We start from the raw sequence: 18,080 nt of genomic DNA, 5'->3' as shown, positions 1-18,080 counted from the left end.
TGGTCACGCCGCGTGGCCGGATAGGCTCGATGTCATGAGCGACACCCCGGACAGCGCTGTCCGCGCGTTTATCGAAGAGCACCGCGACGCCTTCCTCGACGACCTCGTCGAGTGGCTCCGCATCCCCTCCGTGTCGGCGGACCCCGACCGCGCCTCCGATGTGCGCCGCAGCGCCGACTGGCTGGCCGGGAAGCTCACCGCGACCGGCTTCCCGACCGTCGAGGTCTGGGAGACCGACGGCGCCCCGGCCGTGTTCGCCGAGTGGCCCTCGGGCGACGGCGGAGCCCCGACCGTGCTGGTCTACGGCCACCACGACGTGCAGCCCGCCGCCCGCGAGGACGGCTGGCACACCGAGCCCTTCGAGCCCGTCGTCAAGGACGGCCGGCTGCACGCCCGCGGTGCCGCGGACGACAAGGGCCAGGTCTTCTTCCACACCCTGGGCCTGCGGGCCCACCTCGCCGCGACCGGCCGTACCGCCCCGGCGGTCAACCTCAAGCTGCTCGTCGAGGGCGAGGAGGAGTCCGGCTCGCCGCACTTCCCGGCCCTCGTGCGCGAGTACGCCGACCGCCTCGCGTGCGACACCGTGATCGTCTCCGACACCGGCATGTGGTCCGAGGACACCCCGACCGTCTGCACGGGCATGCGCGGCCTCACGGACTGCCAGATCGACCTCCACGGGCCGGAGCAGGACATCCACTCGGGCTCCTTCGGCGGCGCCGTGCCCAACCCGGCCACCGAGGCGGCACGCCTCGCCGCCGCCCTGCACGACGAGGACCGCAGGGTCGCGATCCCCGGTTTCTACGACGGCATCGTGGAGCTCACCGACCGTGAGCGCGAGCTCTTCGCCGAGCTGCCTTTCGACGAGAAGCAGTGGCTGCGCATCGCGCACTCCCACGCCTCCCTCGGGGAGAAGGGCTACACCACGCTGGAGCGGATCTGGGCCCGCCCCACCGCCGAGGTCAACGGCATGGGCGGCGGCTATCAGGGCCCCGGCGGCAAGACGATCGTGCCGTCCACCGCGCAGCTCAAGCTGTCCTTCCGGCTCGTCGCGGGCCAGGACACCGACGGCGTGCAGCAGGCCGTACGCCAGTGGGTGGCCGACAGCCTGCCGGACGGCATCCGCCACGAGATCAACTTCTGGGGCGTGACCCGCCCCTGCCTGACGCCGCTCGACCACCCGTACCTCCAGTCGGTCGTCCGGGCCATGGGCCGGGCCTTCGGGCAGAAGATCCGCTTCACACGCGAGGGGGGCTCGGGCCCCGCCGCCGACCTCCAGGACGTGCTCGGGGTGCCGGTGCTCTTCCTCGGCATCTCCGTGCCGTCGGACGGCTGGCACGCGCCCAACGAGAAGGTCGAACTGGACCTCCTCATGAAGGGCGTCGAGACCAGTGCCTACCTCTGGTCCGACCTGGCCGGAAGCGACCGGTAGCTCGCGTTCTTGACGTACACCACCATCCGCAGGGGGAGTTGGAAGCAGCCGTGACCACCTGGACCGATCTGTCAGCCGCCCGGCCCATCACGCTCAGCGGAGACAGCGGCATCGACCGCGCCGCGCACCACCGCCTCGACGAGGCATGGCTCGCCGCGGCGTGGAGCCATCCCTCCACGAGAGTCTTCGTGGTCTCCGGCGGGCAGGTGCTGGTCGACGACACCCCCGACGGCCGCACCGAGCTCGTGATGACCCCGGCGTTCGATGCGCCGGTCACCGAGACGCACCGCTATTTCCTCGGCCAGGACGAGAAGGGCATCGCCTACTTCGCCCTCCAGAAGGACGCGCTGCCGGGGCGCATGGACCAGTCGGCGCGTCCGGCCGGGCTGCGCGAGGCCGGTCTGCTGCTGTCGCCGCGCGACGCGGGGCTGCTGGTGCACGCGGTGGCCCTGGAGAACTGGCAGCGGCTGCACCGCTTCTGCTCGCGCTGCGGCGAGCGCACGGTGGTGGCGGCCGCGGGCCACATCCGCCGCTGCCCCGCCTGCGGCGCGGAGCACTACCCCCGCACCGACCCGGCCGTCATCATGCTCGTCACGGACAAGCAGGACCGGGCGCTGCTGGGCCGGCAGATGCACTGGCCGGAGGGCCGCTTCTCGACGCTCGCGGGCTTCGTCGAGCCGGGCGAGTCCATCGAGCAGGCGGTGCGCCGGGAGGTCGCCGAGGAAGCGGGCGTGGTCGTCGGCGACGTGGAGTACGTCGCCAGCCAGCCCTGGCCCTTCCCGTCCAGCCTGATGCTGGGCTTCATGGCGCGGGCCACGTCCGCGGACATCCAGGTGGACGGCGAGGAGATCCACGAGGCCCGCTGGTTCTCGCGCGAGGAGCTGCGGGCGGGCTTCGCCTCCGGCGAGGTGCTGCCGCCCACCGGCATCTCCATCGCGGCCCGCCTGCTGGAGCTCTGGTACGGCGAGCCGCTGCCGCAGGGCCCGGCCTGGAGCTGAGCCGGCCGGGCACCGGCTCCCCGGAGCCGGTGCCCCGCGGCCGCGCCGGGGTCAGGAGGCCAGCGCCTGCTTGACCTGGGCGAGCGACGGGTTGGTCATGGTGACCGGAACGCCGCCGCCCTCGGGGACGACCAGGACGGTCGGAACCGTCTGGTTGCCGTCGTTCGCCTTTTCCACGAAGGCCGCAGATTCGGCGTCGTGCTCGATGTTGATCTCGTTGTACGCGATTCCCTCGCGGTCCAGCTGGCTCTTGAGCCGGCGGCAGTAGCCGCACCAGGTGGTGCTGTACATCGTCACGGTGCCCGACATGCGTCCTCGTGCTCCTTCGGTGGTGGGTGTGATGCCAGTCGTAGAACGCGCACCTGTGCGGGACCATTCCCCGGCGGTTTCCGCGTCCGGCCGGTCACCGCGCCACCGGCCGGCCGGGAGGCGGGGCTGTCCGCCGCTCCGGAGGACTCCGGCCATTCATATGACCGGAAGGCTGGTCCTGTGGACGACGTTCCCGGTCGCCCCCGCCGACCTGGCAGCATGGCGGGGTGACAGCAACCCTCTTCCCGCAGGTCCCGGACTCTGCCGACGCCGTGCTCGACGGGCTCGATCCCGAGCAGCGCGCGGTGGCGACGGCCCTCAGCGGTCCGGTGTGCGTGCTGGCGGGAGCGGGCACGGGCAAGACCCGCGCGATCACCCACCGGATCGCGTACGGCATCCGCTCCGGCGTGCTCCAGCCCGCCAGTGTGCTTGCCGTCACCTTCACCAACCGCGCCGCCGGAGAGATGCGCGGCCGGCTCCGCCAGCTCGGCGCGGGCGGCGTCCAGGCGCGCACCTTCCACTCGGCGGCGCTGCGCCAGCTCCAGTATTTCTGGCCGAAGGCCGTGGGCGGCGAGGTGCCGCGCCTGCTGGAGCGGAAGGTCCAGCTCGTCGCGGAGGCCGCGGCCCGCTGCCGCGTCCGGCTCGACCGCAATGAACTGCGCGATGTCACGGGCGAGATCGAGTGGTCGAAGGTCACCCAGACCGTCCCCGAGGACTACGCCCCCGCCGCCGCCAAGGCCGGCCGGGAGGCCCCCCGGGACCCCGCCGAGATCGGCCTGATCTACGGGACGTACGAGCAGCTCAAGCGCGACCGAGGCGTGATCGACTTCGAGGACGTCCTGCTGCTCACCGTGGGCGTCCTCCAGGACCGGCACGACATCGCGGAGACCGTGCGCCGTCAGTACCAGCACTTCGTGGTCGACGAGTACCAGGACGTCAGCCCGCTCCAGCAGCGGCTCCTGGATCTGTGGCTGGGCGACCGCGACAATCTCTGCGTGGTCGGCGACGCCAGCCAGACCATCTACTCCTTCACCGGTGCCACGCCCGACCACCTGCTGAACTTCCGCACCCGCCACCCGGGCGCGACCGTCGTCAAGCTCGTCCGGGACTACCGCTCCACCCCCCAGGTGGTGCACCTCGCCAACGGCCTCCTCTCGCAGGCCCGCGGCCGGGCCGCGGAGCACCGGCTGGAGCTGGTCTCGCAGCGCCCGGCGGGCCCCGAGCCCCGCTATACGGAGTTCGCGGACGAGCCCGCCGAGGCCGAGGGAACCGCCCGCCGGATCCGCGAGCTCATCGACTCCGGGGTGCCGGCCAGCGAGATCGCGATCCTCTACCGCATCAACGCCCAGTCCGAGGTCTATGAGCAGGCCTTGGCCGACGCCGGGGTGCCCTATCAGCTGCGCGGTGCCGAGCGGTTCTTCGAGCGCCCGGAGGTCCGTGAGGCCGCCCTGCTGCTGCGCGGCGCCGCCCGCGCCGGAGGGCACTCGGACCCCCAGCTCGCCGACGCCGACGACGTGCCCTCCCAGGTGCGGGCCGTGCTCGGCACCCGTGGCTGGACCGCAGAGCCCCCCGCGGGCTCGGGGGCGGTCCGGGACCGCTGGGAGTCGCTGGCGGCCCTGGTGCGGCTCGCTGAGGACTTCGTGCGGGCCAGACCGGCGGCCACCCTATCCGACCTCGTCGCCGAACTCGACGAGCGGGCGGCCGCCCAGCACGCGCCGACTGTCGAGGGTGTGACTCTCGCCTCACTCCACGCGGCCAAGGGCCTGGAATGGGACGCAGTCTTCCTCGTCGGGCTCGCCGAGGGCATGATGCCGATCACATACGCCAAGACCGACGAGCAGGTCGAGGAAGAGCGCCGCCTCCTCTATGTGGGGGTCACCCGGGCCCGCCGTGACCTCTCCCTGTCGTGGGCGCTGTCCCGCACTCCGGGCGGCCGGGCGACCCGCCGCCCCACCCGCTTCCTGACCGGGCTGCGGCCCGGCTCCGTCGCCCGCCCCGGCGGGGGAGGAGCCGCCGCCTTCACCGGTGGCGGCGCGGGCGTCGAGCGCGGCGGGCAGCGCAGGCGTCGGGGGCCCGCGCGGTGCAGGGTCTGCGGGAAGACCCTGACGGACGCGGGCGAGATCAAGCTGATGCGCTGCGAGGACTGCCCCGTCGAGCTGGACGAGGCGCTGTACGAGCGGCTGCGCGACTGGCGGGCCGGGCAGGCGGGCCTGCTGGGCCAGCCCGCCTACTGCGTCTTCACCGACAAGACACTGCTGGCGATCGCCGAAGCCGCGCCGGGAACCGCGGCGGAGCTCGCGGGCATCTCAGGGGTAGGAAGACGGAAGCTCGAGAGGTTCGGTGCCGACGTCCTGGCCCTGTGCGCGGGCGGGGAGACGGCCTCGTCAGACGCCTCGGAAGAAACTCCGGAAAAATAGTTTGCGCACGCGGAGGGCATACCCATAGCCTTCCGAACACGGAGACAGCGGCTCTTTCGAGTTCCGGCGGATCCGTGCTGTACTGAACCGTCCGGACTGGTTTCGACCAGTCCCCTTAGACGCCGAGAGGAGGCGGAGACCAATGATCAGCTTCAAGACCAGCAGCAAAATGACCGATCGCCCGGTCGTCGCCACCCGTTCCCTCGGCATCACTGTCGGCTCCCTCCCCCTGTTCCAGGGCACCGGTCTGCCTACCGCAGGCTTTGCCCCGGTCAATGAGCGACCGACCAAGGCGTCCGCGGTAAGGGCAGCAGCGGCACAGGCCCAGGCCTATGCCATTGAAGCGACGACCAACGGCGCCGGATCCCTGAACGCGCAGCAGCAGCACCTCACGATGTGGGCCTTCCGTGGGCTCGAACCCTGGAGAGATCCAGCCTGATCGGCACGATCAGGTCGGCACCTTCCAGGGCCGCGGAACCCACACCGGGATCCGCGGCCCTTTTGTTTGCCCCCTCGCCCGTGCGGGGGGAACCAGCCCGGCCACAAGCCGGAAGACAAGACGAGGAAAAAACACCGTGCAACTCAAGGCACACACCCCGTCAGTAGCGACCGACCTGATCCCCCCGCCTGTCCCCACGGAGGACTCCTTGACCCCCCTCACCGCCCTCGCCGACCTCGACGACGCCATCGAGAACCTGGGCACGCCCGTCCCCTGCCGCAGCTACGACCCCGAGGTCTTCTTCGCCGAGACCCCGGCCGACGTGGAGTACGCCAAGTCGCTCTGCCAGACCTGCCCGCTCCGCGAGGCCTGCCTGGCCGGTGCTCTGGACCGGCGTGAGCCGTGGGGCGTCTGGGGTGGCGAGCTCTTCGTCCAGGGCGTCGTGGTGGCCCGCAAGCGGCCCCGTGGCCGTCCGCGCAAGAACCCGGTCGCCGCATGAACGTCTTCGGCACCATCGACCGCCCCACCACGCACGACCCCAAGAAGCAGGATCCGATCATGCACCGCCCCTCCGCCGAGCCGTTCGGCTCCGAAGCCCCCACCCGTGACACCTCCGGCGCGACCGCCTCGCGCCAGAACAGGAACCTCGAAATGCAACTCATCCCAGAAGCCCTGGCCCGTGCCCATATGCACGAACGCCTCCGGGTCGCCGAGTCCGAACGCAGGGCCGCCCGGCTGGTCAGCGCCCGCCGGATGCAGCGCCGCGCCGAGCGCGCCTCGCTGCGCGCCCGCCGCGCGCTGGCCATGGCCGTCATGCACTGAGCGGGCCCGGCCCCGGCCCAGGGCTCACCCGGAGCTCATCCCGAACCCTGCGGGGCCGGTCCGAACGGACCGGCCCCGCAGGGCGTTGGGTGCGTTGTGCCCTCGCGGCGCGTCGACGGGGATATCGTCTGGGAGTGGACCAGAAGACGCATGAATCAGTGCAGTTGGACCCTGAGGCCACCGAGAACGCCACGCCCGTGACGTGCGCTCGCTGTGGCACCGCCGCCGACGGTACGCCGCCGACCTGGACCTGCTCCGTCGAGAACGGCAGCCGCCGCTACTTCTGCGACGACTGCGCCCGCGCCAACCTCAGAGCGATCGAGAGCCGACTCGACTCGACTTGGTGGTGAGGGCCCTCCTCCGGCCTGTCAGGCGGGTGTCTCCTGACTCTCGTCGGCCGCCGCGAAGCCGGGCACCCACGCCTCCATCTCGTCTCTCAGCCGCACGGTCGCACCCAGCTGGCACAGCACCCCGATGGTGCTGGTCGTCACGCGGTGTATGAGCAGATACGCCGGCGGCAGATTGAGCTGCCGCCCCAGCTGATAGGCGGGCGAGCGCGGATCGGCGATCCGCGTCGCCTGCGCGCGCATCCAGCCCCGGGTGAAGGTGAACTCCGGCACCTGCGCGGGCTCGATGATCGGCAGCAGATAGTCCATGACCGCCCCGGGATCCAGCTCGATCTCCGGCTTGACGAACCCCTCGTCCCGCAGCAGCTCGTGGACCGCCTCCGCCTCGCCGTCCAGCGTCAGCCGCAGAGCCGTGCCGATCGTCGGCGGCAGCCCCTGCGGCAGCCGGTCCACCGTGCCGAAGTCCAGCACCCCCAGCCGCCATTTCTCCGGCGGCCCGTCGGGGGCGTCCCCGGTCAGCAGCCGGAAGTTGCCCGGATGCGGATCGGCGTGCAGCAGCCCGGTGCGCGCCGCGCCCGAGAAGAGGAAGCGCGCCAGCAGCTGACCGGCCCGGTCCCGCTGCTCCTGGGTGCCCTCCGCTATCACCTCGGACAGCGGCACCCCCTCCATCCACTCGGTGACCAGCACCTGATCGCTCTGGTGCACCACCTGCGGAACGGTCACATCCGGATCGCTCGCGAACTCCCGGGCGTGCTCTTCCTGCGCACGCGCCTCCAGCTCGTAGTCCAGCTCCTCCGCCACCCGGTCGCGGAGCTCGGCGATGAGCGGCTTGAGGTCCATCCCGGGGATCAGCGGGCCCAGCAGCCGGGCGAAGCGCCCCAATTGGGTGAGGTCGGAGAGCAGCGCCTGGCCCGCGCCCGGATACTGCAGCTTCACGGCGACCTCGCGCCCGTCGTGCCAGACCGCCCGGTGCACCTGCCCGATCGACGCGGCCGCCGCGGGCTGGTCCTCGAACTCCTCGAACAGATCCCGCCAGTCCGGCCCGAGCCGCTCCGCCAGCGCCGCGTGCACCGACTTCGTCGGCATCGGAGGGGCCGCCTCCTGAAGCTTGGTCAGCGCCGCCCGGTAGGGGCCCGCGACCTGCTCGGGAAGCGCCGACTCGAAGACGGACAACGCCTGACCCAGCTTCATCGCACCCCCTTTGAGCTGCCCCAGGGTGGCGAACAACTGCTCGGCCGTGCGCTGCTGCAACTCCGTGGCGATCAGCTCCGCGGGCCGGCCGCCGATGCGTTTGCCGAGCCCGAGCGCCGTGCGCCCCGCGAACCCCAATGGCAGCGCCGCCAACTTGGCGGTACGGGTGACCGCCTTGCGGGGTAGATCAGACATGCGCCCCTCCAACTAGCCGAACAGCCACGCCGCGGACGGCGGTTACCTGCTCATTGTCCCGTGCGGCACCCCGCGGCCGAGGCATATCCGGGATCCGAAGATCCCGCCGCGCCGCACGGGCACCGCGGATGCGGCTCGACGGGCCGCGGGGACCAGGCCGGGCCCGGCAGGGCCAGCTCCAGCCGCACCCCCGCGCTCGCCGGGGATCCACCGTCGAGAAAGGCCAGCGCCCGCCCCACGGTCAGCCCCGCCACCACCGTGGCCAGTGCCATGTCGCACGACGGTACCCCCGAGGCACGGCCGGACCGCCACTGGGCGAGCATTCGGGGCCAGGCCGGATCCCGCTCGGACCGCCCGAGCTCCACACAGCCCGCGCACGCCGACCCGCCGGGCAGCACCAATGGCCCCACCACTCCGGTGGCTTCCAGGACGCCCGCGTACATATGGGGAGTTCCGGACAGGACGAGCTCCTCCGCGGCCGCCGGGTCAGGGGCGTAGGCGGCGAGCCCGTCGCGCGGGGCGAACACCACCAGGGCCAGCGGGGGCCCGGCACCGGCACCTCCCCGCGCCCGTGGCCGGGGCACGGGCGCGACCTGCCGGACCACCCGTCCGGCGGCACCGTCGCGGCGCTCGCCGATCCGCTCGGGCCCCACACCGCCCGGTCCCACGTCCCACGGCTCCACACAGCCGCCGTCCTGGACATCGACCTGGCCCACCCCCGACGCCGACAACAGCGCCGCCACGGCCGACCCCACCCGCCCGGCGCCGCGCACCTGCACCCGCAGGGTCCGGCGGGCGGCCATGATCCCCATCGCCGCCCCCGCCCCGGCGTGGAGCACCGACAAGGAGGCGAGGTCGGGGCGCAGCCGCTCCAGCGCCGGCCCCTGGTCGCGCAGCGCGGCGGCCCCCTCGCCCCCGGCCCGCGGATCGTCGAGCAGCCCGGCCCGCGTCAGCCTCTCGACCAGGGCGTCGGCCCGGCCCTCGGGCAGGCCGACGGCCCTGGCCTCCTCCCTGAGCAACGGCATGCCGCGCGTGCCGTCCAGGAGAGGCAGGAAGCTGCTCGTCGCCGTGTCCACCGGCCCGACCGCCACGGCGTGCGCGGGAGCCACGCCGAACTGCACCGTGTCCCGATTGCGCCAGCTCCGCCGCAGTGCGGGCTTGAGCATCGGGTGCGCGGAGTCCGGCTGGGCGGGCCCCGGTGGCGCGAAGGCTCTTGGCGCGGGGCCCGCGGACGGGGAGCCGGACCGCCCTGGGGCCGTCGGCCCTCGCCCCGCGCGATCCGGATTCGCCCGCGCCGAGCCCGTACTGCCGGCCCCCGCGGTCGCCCCCGCGGCGCCACCTCGTGCGCCGGCTCCGCGCACGGCTCCGCCCCGCGTCGATTCCGTGCACGTCGTTGCGTTGGTCTGCATGGCCTTCTCCCTCCGTCGGCCTCCAGAATGGGCCGACGGGCGGTGGGCCGTGCGAAGTTATCCACAAGCGCGGGGTGATAGTCGTACAAGCCGTGCACTCTCCGGTGTCTTTCCCCCGACAAGGAGCGATGGGCGGGACTTCACGCGCCGCCAGCGGGTAACGTCGGGGCGTGCCCGTCGATCCTCTGCACAGTGCCGCAAGACCACCGCGCATCATTCCGAGCCCGCTCACCGGCGGACCGGAGACCAGTGCGGTCGAGGTCAGACGGAGCGCGCGCCGCCGGAGAACGGTCTCCGCGTACCGCGAGGGCGACCGCACCGTGGTGCTGATCCCCGCCCGGATGTCGGAGGCGGAGGAGCAGCGCTGGGTGACGGTGATGCTCGACAAGCTCGCGGCCCAGGAGAGCAAGCGGGTGCTCGGCGACGCCGAGCTCGCCGACCGGGCGGGGCGGCTCTCGGCGCAGTATCTCGGTGGCCGGGCCCGCCCGGAGACGGTCCGCTGGGTGACGAACCAGAACACCCGCTGGGGTTCCTGCACCCCGGCCGAGGGCAGCATTCGCCTCTCGCACCGTTTGCAGGGCATGCCGGAGTACGTCGTGGATTATGTGCTGCTCCATGAGTTGGCACATCTGCTCGTCCCCGGTCACGGGCCCGGATTCTGGCGGCTCCTGGAGGCATATCCGCGGACCGAGCGCGCCCGTGGATACCTCGAAGGTGTGGTCTCCGCCGACCGGCTTCCCCATCTTCCCGCGGCACGCAGCGAATAGCGCCGACGGCGTTCCGGCTCTGTGCGCGAACGGCCCGGAGGCGTAAGGGGCGGGCTGAGCCGTTAGCCTGACGCGACGCATTCATCACACGTTCGGATGGGGGACGGTCGTTACGCATGGCCAGGGAATTCCAGCGCGGCCACAAGGCCAAGATCAGTGACCTGACGGCGGGGACCGATCTGTACGTGGGGGTGCAGATCGCCGGTCCCGGTCTGACCTTCGACATCAGCTGCTTCGGCCTCGACGCCGAGGAGCGGCTGTCCGACGACCGGTACTTCGTCTTCTTCAACCAGCCGGCGTCGCCCGAGGGCGCCATTCAGCAACTCGGCGCACAGGCCGGTGACACGGAATCCTTCCGCGTCACCCTCGACCGGATTCCCCCGCAGGTGCGGAAGCTGAGCTTCACGGCCAGCATCGACGGCGCCGGTCAGATGTCCCAGATCGGCCCCGGCTATCTCCGTGTCGTCGCGGGCGGCGAGGAAGTCGCGCGCTACTCCTTCACCGGTGCGGAATTCAGCACCGAACGCGCGGTCATGCTCGGCGACTTCTATATGAAGGACTTCTGGCGGTTCGCCACCGTGGGCCAGGGCTTCGACGGCGGACTGGAGGCACTCCTCAGGAACTTCGGCGGTGAGGTGCTGGAGGAGGAGCCCGAGCCCGCCTCGGCGCCGCCCCAGGCGGCCGCCCCCGCCTTCGCGCCCCCGGCGCAGGCCACCGCGCCCCCTGCCTTCGCCCCTCCGGCCCAGCAGACACCGGCCCAACAGCCGCCGCCCCCCGCCCCGAGCATGCCGCAGGCGTCCTTCCAGACCCCGCCACCGGCACCCGCACCGGCGCCCTCGTACCAGCAGCAGACCCCGCCGCCCCACCAGGGCTTCCCGCCGCCGCAGGGCAGCACTCCGCCGCCCACGCCCCAGCAGATGCACGCGGCGCCCACGCTCGCCGCGCCGATCGCCCCGCCCGGTTACTTCGCGGAGCACGGAGGCGGTCATGGAGGCGGGCACGGCGGCCAGCTCCCGCCGCCGCCCGGCCCGCCGGGCGTACCCGGCCAGCACGCTCCTCACGGCCGGCAGCCGGGCGGGTACGGCCACCCCGGCCCGCAGCAGCCCTACGGCGCGCCTCCGCAGGCGCCGCAGCAGGGCGCGCCCTACCCGGGACAGCCCGCTCCGTACGGCCAGGGGGCGCCCGGCGCCGCCGTGTCGGGCGGAGTCCAGGCGGCCTTCGAGAAGTACCGCGAAGTGCCCACCGGCCAGCGGTGGACGCTCCAGAACTCCAAGCTCATCCGCGTCGACCTCGGCGTCGACCAGCAGCCCGTGCTCGCCCGGCAGGGCAGCATGGTGCTCTACCAGGGCAAGGTCGACTTCGGCTACAAGGGCGCGGGCTTCGCCGGGCGCATCATGGGCAGCGTCACCGGCCAGGAGATGCAGCTGACGCGCTGCACGGGCCGCGGACAGGTCTTCCTCGCCGAGAACGCCTCCCACGTGCACCCCATCGAGCTCCAGGGTGACGCCATCTGCGTCTCCGCGGACTCCGTGCTCGCCTTCGACGAGTCGCTCCAGCACGAGGTCCGCCGGATCGAGGGCCATGGCATCCCCGGCGGCGCCCTGTTCACCATGCAGTTCCAGGGCCACGGCACCGTCGTCGTCAAGACGCACGGTGTCCCCGTGGTGCTGCCGGTCACCCCGACGACGTACGCCGACAGCAACGCCGTCGTCGCCTGGTCCGCCGCCGCACAGGTGATCATTTCCAGCCAGGTGCGGCTGCGCCGCAATGCCTACCCGGGCCACAGCGGAGAGACCGTGAACCTCCAATTCCGCGGCGCGCCCGGCAACTTCATCGTCGTCCAGCCCTACGAGGTCTGAGGGAGCCTGAAATGACCATGAACCAGACACCGTTCGCGGGCTACGCCCCGACCCCCGTCGCGGCACGCATGGAGAACCACGGCAGCAGCATGCTGAAGGTCTCCATGCAGTCCGGCCAGGACCTGTTCGCCCGGACCGGCTCGATGATCGCGTACGAGGGCTACGTCCAGTACGAGGCGAACCCGCCCGCCCTCCGGCAGATGGCCTCCCAGTGGCTCACCGGAGAGGGCATGCCGCTGATGAAGTGCCACGGCGACGGGCTGCTGTACCTCGCCGACTACGGCGCCAACGTCGTCTGCATCCAGCTCAACGGCGAATCCCTCTCCGTCAACGGCACCAACATCCTCGCCTTCGACGCCCACTTGCAGTGGGGCGTGGAGCGGGTGAAGGGGATGGCGAAGTTCGCGGGCCAGGGCCTGTTCAACGTGGCCGTCTCCGGCACCGGGTGGGTGGCGCTCACCTCCCGCGGCACCCCCATCGTCGTCGACTGCGGCCGCGGCGACGACGAGACCTATGTGGACCCGGACGCGCTCGTCGCCTGGTCCACCGGCCTCAAGATGAAGGGGAAGAGCAGCTTCAAGGCTTCCTCCCTGATCGGCCGGGGCAGTGGCGAGGCCTATCAACTGGGCTTCTCCGGCCAGGGGTTCGTGGTCGTACAGCCCAGCGAGGACAGCACCGACCGGCTCCGGGCGCGGGGCTGAGGGGAAGCGAAGACAGCATGCAGAGCCCGCTTTTCGGTCACACCGAAGCACAGACGCAGGAGCGTTACGCCCTGCAGAACCCGCAGCTGCTGCGGGTCTCCCTCACCGGCCACGACGACGTCCTCGCCCGGAAGGGCTCCATGGTCGCCTACCAGGGCATGGTGGAGTTCGACGGCGAGTACCAGTCCCGCGGTCAGCGCACCACCCAGGCGCACACGGGCGAGGGCCTGGACCTGATGCGCTGCTCGGGTCAGGGCACGGTCTACTTCGCCAACCTCGCGCAGTACATCCACGTGGTCGACGTGGACCACAACGGCCTCACCGTCGACAGCGCCTACGTCCTCGCGCTGGACTCCAGCCTGCACTGGGACGCCGTCGCCGTGGACAGCCAGTTCGGGATCTCCGGCACCGGCGCGTACAACCTCGTCATCAGCGGACAGGGCAAGGTCGCCCTGATGACCTCCGGTCAGCCGCTGATGCTCCAGGTCACCCCGGACAAGTACGTCAACGCCGACGCGGACGCCGTCGTCGCCTGGTCGACCTCCCTGGTCGTCCAGATGCAGGCACCCACCTCCTCGTCGGGCGTCTGGCGGCGCCGGGGCAGCACGGGCGAGGGCTGGGAGCTGAACTTCCAGGGTCACGGTTACGCGCTCGTCCAGCCCAGCGAGCTGCTCCCGCCGCAGGGCGCGGAGATCGGCCAGGGGCTGATGGCGCAGTACGGCATCGGCCAGCAGGGCGTGCACGGCCAGAACCAGGGCAACATCTGGTCCAACCGCTGAGCCCATGTGTAAGGGGCGGCCGCAGTAGCGGCCGCCCCTTACACATTCCTCAGTCCGCTACGCCAGCCGCGCCAGCGTCCGCTCCAGCAGCTGGACGACCGAGGCGTCCGCGACGCCGGCCACCTCGTCGTACGGGAACCACCGCAGCTCCAGCGACTCGTCGCTGATCGCCTCGACGGCCCCCTCGGGCACCAGCGCCGCGAACTGCACGTCCAGGTGCCAGTGGCAGGGCGCCGGGATCGGGTGCCGGTCGAGCCGCACCGGACCGCCCGGCAGCAGCGTCAGGCCCGCGATGCCCGACTCCTCCGTGGCCTCCCGCAGCGCGGCCTCCACGAGCGTGCTGTCGCCCGGCTCGCAGTGGCCGCCCATCTGGAGCCACATCCGCAGCTTCCGGTGCAGCGTGAGCAGCACGCGCCCGGCCGCCGGGTCGATCACCAGCGCGCTCGCCGTGATGTGCCCGGCGCCGCACGCCTTCCACATGCCGTCCGGGTGCCCGGCGAGGTGGTCCAGATAGAGCCCGCGCAGCTCCTGCTGGTCCTCCTGCTGGTCCTCGTATTCCTTCAGTACGAGGACGGCGTTCTCGTGCAGGCTCACTTCTTGTCGTCGCCCTCGCCGGAGTCGTCGCCCGCGCCGGGCTCCGTGCCGGAGTCCTTCTTCAGATCCGGCTTCGCGCCGCCGGCCGCCTCGCCCAGCATCTTGTCGAGCTCGGAGAAGTCCAGGTGCTCGCGGTGGACGAAGCCGTCCGGGTCGTCCAGGTCGGCGGCCGTCGGCAGCATGTCCGGGTGCTCCCAGAGGCCGTCACGGCCCTCCAGGCCGCGCGCGTCGGTCAGCGACGCCCACAGCCGGGAGGCGTCGCGCAGCCGGCGCGGACGCAGCTCCAGGCCGATCAGCGTGGCGAAGGTCTGCTCCGCCGGGCCACCGGAGGCACGCCGCCTGCGCAGGGTCTCGCGCAGCGCGCCCGCCGACGGCAGGTGCGGTTCGGCGGCCGCGTGCACGACCGCGTCCACCCAGCCCTCGACCAGCGCCAGCGCGGTCTCCAGGCGGGCCAGGGCGGCCTTCTGCTCGGGGGTGTCCTGCGGCTGGAACATGCCCTGCTGGAGGGCGTCCTGCAGTTGCTCGGGGTGCGAGGGGTCGAGCTGGCCGACCACGTCCTCCAGCTTGGAGGTGTCGACCTTGATGCCCCGGGCGTAGCCCTCGACGGCACCGAAGAGGTGCGAGCGCAGCCACGGCACGTGGGCGAAGAGACGCTGGTGCGCGGCCTCGCGCAGCGCCAGATACAGCCGCACCTCGTCCTGCGGCACACCGAGGCCCGAGCCGAAGGCCTCGATGTTCACCGGCAGCAGCGCGGCCTTGCCCGCGGGGCCGAGCGGCAGGCCGATGTCGGTGGAACCGACGACCTCGCCCGCGAGCACGCCCACGGCCTGGCCGATCTGCGTGCCGAACATGGCGCCGCCCATGGACCGCATCATGCCGAGCAGCGGGCCCGCCATGGCCTGCATCTCCTCGGGCAGCACATCGCCCATGGCCGCGCCGACGCGCTCGGCGACCGGGTCGACCAGGTCCTTCCACACCGGCAGGGTCGCCTCGACCCACTCGGCGCGGCTCCAGGCCACGGCCGTGCCCGAACCCGACGGCAGCGACGTCACGCCGTCCAGCCAGAGGTCCGCCAGGCGTACGGCCTCCTCGACCGCGGCCCGCTCGCCGGACGTGACGCTGGCGTCCTTGCCGCCGTCGGCGGTGCCCTGCGCGACGGTCTGCCGTGCGATGTCCTTGGCCATGTCCCAGTTCACCGGGCCGCCCTCGTAGGAGAGCATCTGCCCGAGCTGCTGGAAGGCCGCGCCCAGGTCGTTCGGGTTCAGGGAACCGAACATCGCGGCGAAGGGGTTGTCCCCACCGCCTGCGGGGCCGCCGAACCCGAACGGATTCGCGGGCCCCTGGCCGCCCTGGCCGTCGCCCTTCTTCTCGCCGTCGCCGCCGTTCTCCGGCTCCTCCGGCGGCAGACCGAATCCGAATGGGGTGTCACTCACGGGTTTCCTCGGCTCGTAGGGCCGCCGGCTCTCAGGACCGGCGGCGAATGCCCGACAACACCACCCAGCGTAGACACCCCCGCCCGTATCCGGGCTTGGTGCTTCGCCGACCCTGGGCCTGCGGCAGGATGGACGTCACCTGGTACGTACGTGTCATGACCCGTACGTACTGAAGACAACCGCTGGAGATGCCCGGTGAGTTCCCCAGACCGAGAAGTTCGCGCAGCGCGAAACGGTTCCGCGCGTGACAGTACGAGCCCGCATGCCCGCCGTCGGCCGGTCGTCGCGGTCACCGGCGCCGCCCGCGGCGTCGGCGCGCTGCTCACGCAGCGGCTCGCCGCCTCCGAGGAGATCAAGCAGGTCGTCGCCATCGACGAGCGCCGCGGCGATGTCTCCGAGGCGCAGTGGCACGTCCTGGACGTGCGGGACCCGGTGATCGCCGAGAAGCTGCGCGGCGCCGATGTCGTGGTGCACCTCGCGCTCGACCTCGACCTGGAGGGCGACCCGGCGGCCCGCACCGCCTACAACGTGCGGGGCACCCAGACCGTGCTGACGGCCGCCGCGGCCGCCGGGGTGCACCGCGTGGTGCTGTGCACCTCCGCGATGGTCTACGGCGCGCTGCCGGACAACGACGTGCCGCTCGCCGAGGACGCGGAGCTGCGGGCGACCGCGGAGGCCACGGGTGTGGGCGACCTGCTGGAGATAGAGCGGCTCGCCCGGCGGGCGCCTCGCGCGCACCCCGGGCTGAACGTCACGGTGCTGCGTCCCGCCGTCCTCGTCGGCGGCACCGACACGGCCCTGACGCGTTACTTCGAATCACCCCGCCTCCTGGTCGTCGCAGGGTCCCGGCCGACGTGGCAGTTCTGCCACGTGGAGGACCTCGTGAGCGCACTGGAGTTCGCCGCCCTGGAGAAGGCCGAAGGCGAGCTGGCGGTGGGCTGCGACGGCTGGCTGGAGCAGGAGGAGGTCGAGGAGCTCACCGGCATCCGGCGCATGGAGCTGCCCTCGGCCGTCGCGCTCGGCGCGGCCTCCCGGCTGCACCGCCTGGGGCTGACGCCCTCGCCCGCCGGCGACCTGGAATACACGATGCACCCGTGGGTCGTCAGCGGCAGCAGGCTGCACGACGCGGGCTGGCGGCCCCGCTGGACCAACGAAGAGGTCCTCGCGGAGCTGCTGGAGGAGGTCGCCGGGCGCCACACGGTCGCGGGCCGCAGGCTCGGCCGCAAGGACGCCACCGCCGCGGGCGCCGCGGGGGCGACCGTGGCACTGCTGGGCACCGCCGCCCTGGTCCGCCGCGCCCGCAAGGCGCGCCGCAGGCTGTAGCGCCGCGTGCGGGCCGTACGGGCTCCCGCGAGGGAACGAACCCACGTACGGCTGGAGAAGCCTCCAGAGGAGCGCACAGGCGGTCTGTCGAACGCCCATGCCGGGCCACCCGCCCGGGTGCGGCACGATGGGCCGTATGGCACCGATCTACGAGCACCCCGGCGAGCTCGCCGCCGCCGACCCGATCCGCCTGCTGGCGATTCGCGACACCCCTCTGTCCGTGGACGAGGTCTTCGCCGCGGCCGGTGACGACGCCGCGGGCGGCACCGCGCTGTTCGTGGGCACGGTGCGTGACCACGACGGCGGTACGGACGTCACCGGACTCGGCTATTCCGCGCACCCGTCCGCCGAGGCGGAGCTGCGCCGGATCGCCGGGAAGGTCGTCGCGGACTTCCCGGTGCGGGCCCTCGCCGCGGTGCACCGGGTCGGCGAACTGTCCGTCGGTGATCTGGCCGTCGTGGTGGCGGTGTCGTGCCCGCACCGGGCGGAGGCGTTCGACGCGTGCCGCCGGCTGATCGACGACCTCAAGCGCGAGGTGCCCATCTGGAAGCACCAGACGTTCGCGGACGGGACAGAGGAGTGGGTGGGCGCGTAGCGCCGTCGAGCAGGAGGGCTGGGGGCACCCCCGGACGAAGCCTGGGGGAGCCGGCTGGGGGAGGGCCGGCGCGTAGCGCCTGCCGTGGACGGCGCAGATTCCCCTCCTGTCACTTGCGTCAACCCCTCACGGACCGCCCCCGGTTGCGTAACCGCCCCCCTGACGTGAGCGTTGAGGGAACGGACGATTAATCTGCTCATCAGTCAGTCATGGTGGTGCATGGGGCCGGGAGGGTGGCATGGCAGCGCTCGTGTGGTTGCTGATTCCCGTCGCCGCGGTCATCGTCGCCGTCATGTGGGGAAGCTGGGCAGCTTGGGCGGCCCGCAACCGCAAATCCGGCGATGTCGCGGAGCTCGCGGGCTATGCGCGCTTCCGGGAGGCGATGGAGCGCTCGGACACGGGCAGCGGAGTCTCCTAGCGCCGTCCAAAACCGCGCTCGGAAACCCCTGGGCGCCCCCGCGCACGGGATGCGC

General features: G+C 72.3%; 19 protein-coding genes. 14 read left to right on the top strand and 5 right to left on the bottom strand.

Annotated features, from left to right (window positions below):
• Positions 1 to 34: 34 nt before the first annotated feature.
• A complete protein-coding gene (locus AB0435_RS04035; protein WP_366002742.1) occupies positions 35 to 1,429 on the top strand; it encodes a dipeptidase in 1,395 nt (464 codons plus the stop codon).
• A gap of 50 nt (positions 1,430 to 1,479) precedes the next feature.
• On the top strand, positions 1,480 to 2,427 hold the full coding sequence (nudC, locus tag AB0435_RS04030; RefSeq protein WP_366002741.1) for an NAD(+) diphosphatase: 948 nt from the start codon (positions 1,480 to 1,482) through the stop codon (positions 2,425 to 2,427).
• 51 nt (positions 2,428 to 2,478) lie between these two features.
• Here the strand turns inward: nudC and AB0435_RS04025 are convergent, their stop codons facing one another.
• A complete protein-coding gene (locus AB0435_RS04025; protein ID WP_361527147.1) occupies positions 2,479 to 2,736 on the bottom strand; it encodes a mycoredoxin in 258 nt (85 codons plus the stop codon).
• Positions 2,737 to 2,963: 227 nt separating this feature from the next.
• On the opposite strand from AB0435_RS04025, the gene AB0435_RS04020 reads away from it, so the two are divergent.
• The 5 genes from AB0435_RS04020 to AB0435_RS04000 all read left to right on the top strand — a co-directional run bounded on the left by AB0435_RS04020 (position 2,964) and on the right by AB0435_RS04000 (position 6,764).
• Positions 2,964 to 5,153, top strand: a complete 2,190-nt coding sequence (locus AB0435_RS04020; RefSeq protein ID WP_366426148.1) for an ATP-dependent DNA helicase UvrD2 — start codon at positions 2,964 to 2,966, stop codon at positions 5,151 to 5,153.
• 142 nt (positions 5,154 to 5,295) lie between these two features.
• On the top strand, positions 5,296 to 5,592 hold the full coding sequence (locus tag AB0435_RS04015; RefSeq protein ID WP_366002739.1) for a hypothetical protein: 297 nt from the start codon (positions 5,296 to 5,298) through the stop codon (positions 5,590 to 5,592).
• A 136-nt stretch (positions 5,593 to 5,728) separates the two neighbouring features.
• Entirely contained in the window at positions 5,729 to 6,091 is a 363-nt protein-coding gene (locus tag AB0435_RS04010) for a WhiB family transcriptional regulator (RefSeq protein ID WP_366426147.1), read from the top strand.
• Positions 6,088 to 6,414, top strand: coding sequence for a hypothetical protein (locus AB0435_RS04005; protein WP_366002738.1), 327 nt, complete (start codon positions 6,088 to 6,090; stop codon positions 6,412 to 6,414). Before AB0435_RS04010 ends, AB0435_RS04005 begins: the two co-directional genes overlap by 4 nt.
• A 164-nt stretch (positions 6,415 to 6,578) precedes the next feature.
• A complete protein-coding gene (locus AB0435_RS04000) occupies positions 6,579 to 6,764 on the top strand; it encodes a hypothetical protein (RefSeq protein WP_366002836.1) in 186 nt (61 codons plus the stop codon).
• A gap of 18 nt (positions 6,765 to 6,782) precedes the next feature.
• On the opposite strand, the gene AB0435_RS03995 is transcribed toward AB0435_RS04000, so the two are convergent.
• Positions 6,783 to 8,147, bottom strand: coding sequence for an AarF/ABC1/UbiB kinase family protein (locus AB0435_RS03995; protein WP_366002737.1), 1,365 nt, complete (start codon positions 8,145 to 8,147; stop codon positions 6,783 to 6,785).
• Positions 8,148 to 8,197: 50 nt separating this feature from the next.
• The gene (locus AB0435_RS03990) at positions 8,198 to 9,313 is read right to left on the bottom strand and encodes a ThiF family adenylyltransferase (RefSeq protein WP_366002736.1); all 1,116 of its coding nucleotides are present in this window, start codon (positions 9,311 to 9,313) and stop codon (positions 8,198 to 8,200) included.
• A 413-nt stretch (positions 9,314 to 9,726) separates the two neighbouring features.
• Here AB0435_RS03990 and AB0435_RS03985 point away from each other — a divergent pair, with 413 nt between their 5' ends.
• The 4 genes from AB0435_RS03985 to AB0435_RS03970 all read left to right on the top strand — a co-directional run bounded on the left by AB0435_RS03985 (position 9,727) and on the right by AB0435_RS03970 (position 13,662).
• Entirely contained in the window at positions 9,727 to 10,323 is a 597-nt protein-coding gene (locus AB0435_RS03985; protein WP_366002735.1) for a M48 family metallopeptidase, read from the top strand.
• Positions 10,324 to 10,439: 116 nt separating this feature from the next.
• A complete protein-coding gene (locus tag AB0435_RS03980) occupies positions 10,440 to 12,182 on the top strand; it encodes a TerD family protein (RefSeq protein WP_366426146.1) in 1,743 nt (580 codons plus the stop codon).
• A 17-nt stretch (positions 12,183 to 12,199) separates the two neighbouring features.
• A complete protein-coding gene (locus AB0435_RS03975; protein WP_366426201.1) occupies positions 12,200 to 12,883 on the top strand; it encodes an AIM24 family protein in 684 nt (227 codons plus the stop codon).
• 17 nt (positions 12,884 to 12,900) lie between these two features.
• Positions 12,901 to 13,662 carry an AIM24 family protein gene (locus AB0435_RS03970; RefSeq protein ID WP_366002732.1) on the top strand — a complete coding sequence of 254 codons (762 nt, stop codon included), beginning with the start codon at positions 12,901 to 12,903 and terminating at the stop codon, positions 13,660 to 13,662.
• 57 nt (positions 13,663 to 13,719) lie between these two features.
• Here the strand turns inward: AB0435_RS03970 and AB0435_RS03965 are convergent, their stop codons facing one another.
• Together AB0435_RS03965 and AB0435_RS03960 are read right to left on the bottom strand one after the other, a co-directional pair.
• Positions 13,720 to 14,256, bottom strand: coding sequence for an NUDIX hydrolase (locus tag AB0435_RS03965; RefSeq protein ID WP_366002731.1), 537 nt, complete (start codon positions 14,254 to 14,256; stop codon positions 13,720 to 13,722).
• Entirely contained in the window at positions 14,253 to 15,689 is a 1,437-nt protein-coding gene (locus AB0435_RS03960; protein ID WP_366002730.1) for a zinc-dependent metalloprotease, read from the bottom strand. Before AB0435_RS03960 ends, AB0435_RS03965 begins: the two co-directional genes overlap by 4 nt.
• A 195-nt stretch (positions 15,690 to 15,884) precedes the next feature.
• Between AB0435_RS03960 and AB0435_RS03955 the strand changes: the two genes are divergently transcribed.
• From AB0435_RS03955 to AB0435_RS03945, 3 genes are all read left to right on the top strand, one after another.
• Positions 15,885 to 17,012, top strand: coding sequence for an SDR family oxidoreductase (locus tag AB0435_RS03955; protein WP_361527125.1), 1,128 nt, complete (start codon positions 15,885 to 15,887; stop codon positions 17,010 to 17,012).
• A 136-nt stretch (positions 17,013 to 17,148) separates the two neighbouring features.
• Positions 17,149 to 17,607: a molybdenum cofactor biosynthesis protein MoaE gene (locus tag AB0435_RS03950; RefSeq protein WP_366002729.1), complete on the top strand. Its 459-nt coding sequence runs from the start codon at positions 17,149 to 17,151 to the stop codon at positions 17,605 to 17,607.
• A gap of 238 nt (positions 17,608 to 17,845) precedes the next feature.
• A complete protein-coding gene (locus tag AB0435_RS03945; protein WP_116215901.1) occupies positions 17,846 to 18,025 on the top strand; it encodes a hypothetical protein in 180 nt (59 codons plus the stop codon).
• Positions 18,026 to 18,080 lie beyond the last annotated feature (55 nt).

Source organism: Streptomyces sp. NPDC051173 (genome assembly GCF_040689515.1).
Classification (GTDB): Bacteria; Actinomycetota; Actinomycetes; order Streptomycetales; family Streptomycetaceae; genus Streptomyces.
Note: the sequence above shows the minus strand (reverse complement) of the source record. Positions and strands in the feature narration are given on the sequence as shown.

What these genes read in the sequence shown, in the direction of transcription:
- AB0435_RS04035 (WP_366002742.1), top strand. Translation starts at nt 35, where the DNA reads ATGAGCGACACCCCGGACAGCGCTGTCCGCGCGTTTATCGAAGAGCAC.
- AB0435_RS04025 (WP_361527147.1), bottom strand. Translation starts at nt 2,736, where the DNA reads ATGTCGGGCACCGTGACGATGTACAGCACCACCTGGTGCGGCTACTGC.
- AB0435_RS04015 (WP_366002739.1), top strand. Translation starts at nt 5,296, where the DNA reads ATGATCAGCTTCAAGACCAGCAGCAAAATGACCGATCGCCCGGTCGTC.
- AB0435_RS04005 (WP_366002738.1), top strand. Translation starts at nt 6,088, where the DNA reads ATGAACGTCTTCGGCACCATCGACCGCCCCACCACGCACGACCCCAAG.
- AB0435_RS03995 (WP_366002737.1), bottom strand. Translation starts at nt 8,147, where the DNA reads ATGTCTGATCTACCCCGCAAGGCGGTCACCCGTACCGCCAAGTTGGCG.
- AB0435_RS03990 (WP_366002736.1), bottom strand. Translation starts at nt 9,313, where the DNA reads ATGCTCAAGCCCGCACTGCGGCGGAGCTGGCGCAATCGGGACACGGTG.
- AB0435_RS03980 (WP_366426146.1), top strand. Translation starts at nt 10,440, where the DNA reads ATGGCCAGGGAATTCCAGCGCGGCCACAAGGCCAAGATCAGTGACCTG.
- AB0435_RS03975 (WP_366426201.1), top strand. Translation starts at nt 12,200, where the DNA reads ATGAACCAGACACCGTTCGCGGGCTACGCCCCGACCCCCGTCGCGGCA.
- AB0435_RS03970 (WP_366002732.1), top strand. Translation starts at nt 12,901, where the DNA reads ATGCAGAGCCCGCTTTTCGGTCACACCGAAGCACAGACGCAGGAGCGT.
- AB0435_RS03950 (WP_366002729.1), top strand. Translation starts at nt 17,149, where the DNA reads ATGGCACCGATCTACGAGCACCCCGGCGAGCTCGCCGCCGCCGACCCG.
- AB0435_RS03945 (WP_116215901.1), top strand. Translation starts at nt 17,846, where the DNA reads ATGGCAGCGCTCGTGTGGTTGCTGATTCCCGTCGCCGCGGTCATCGTC.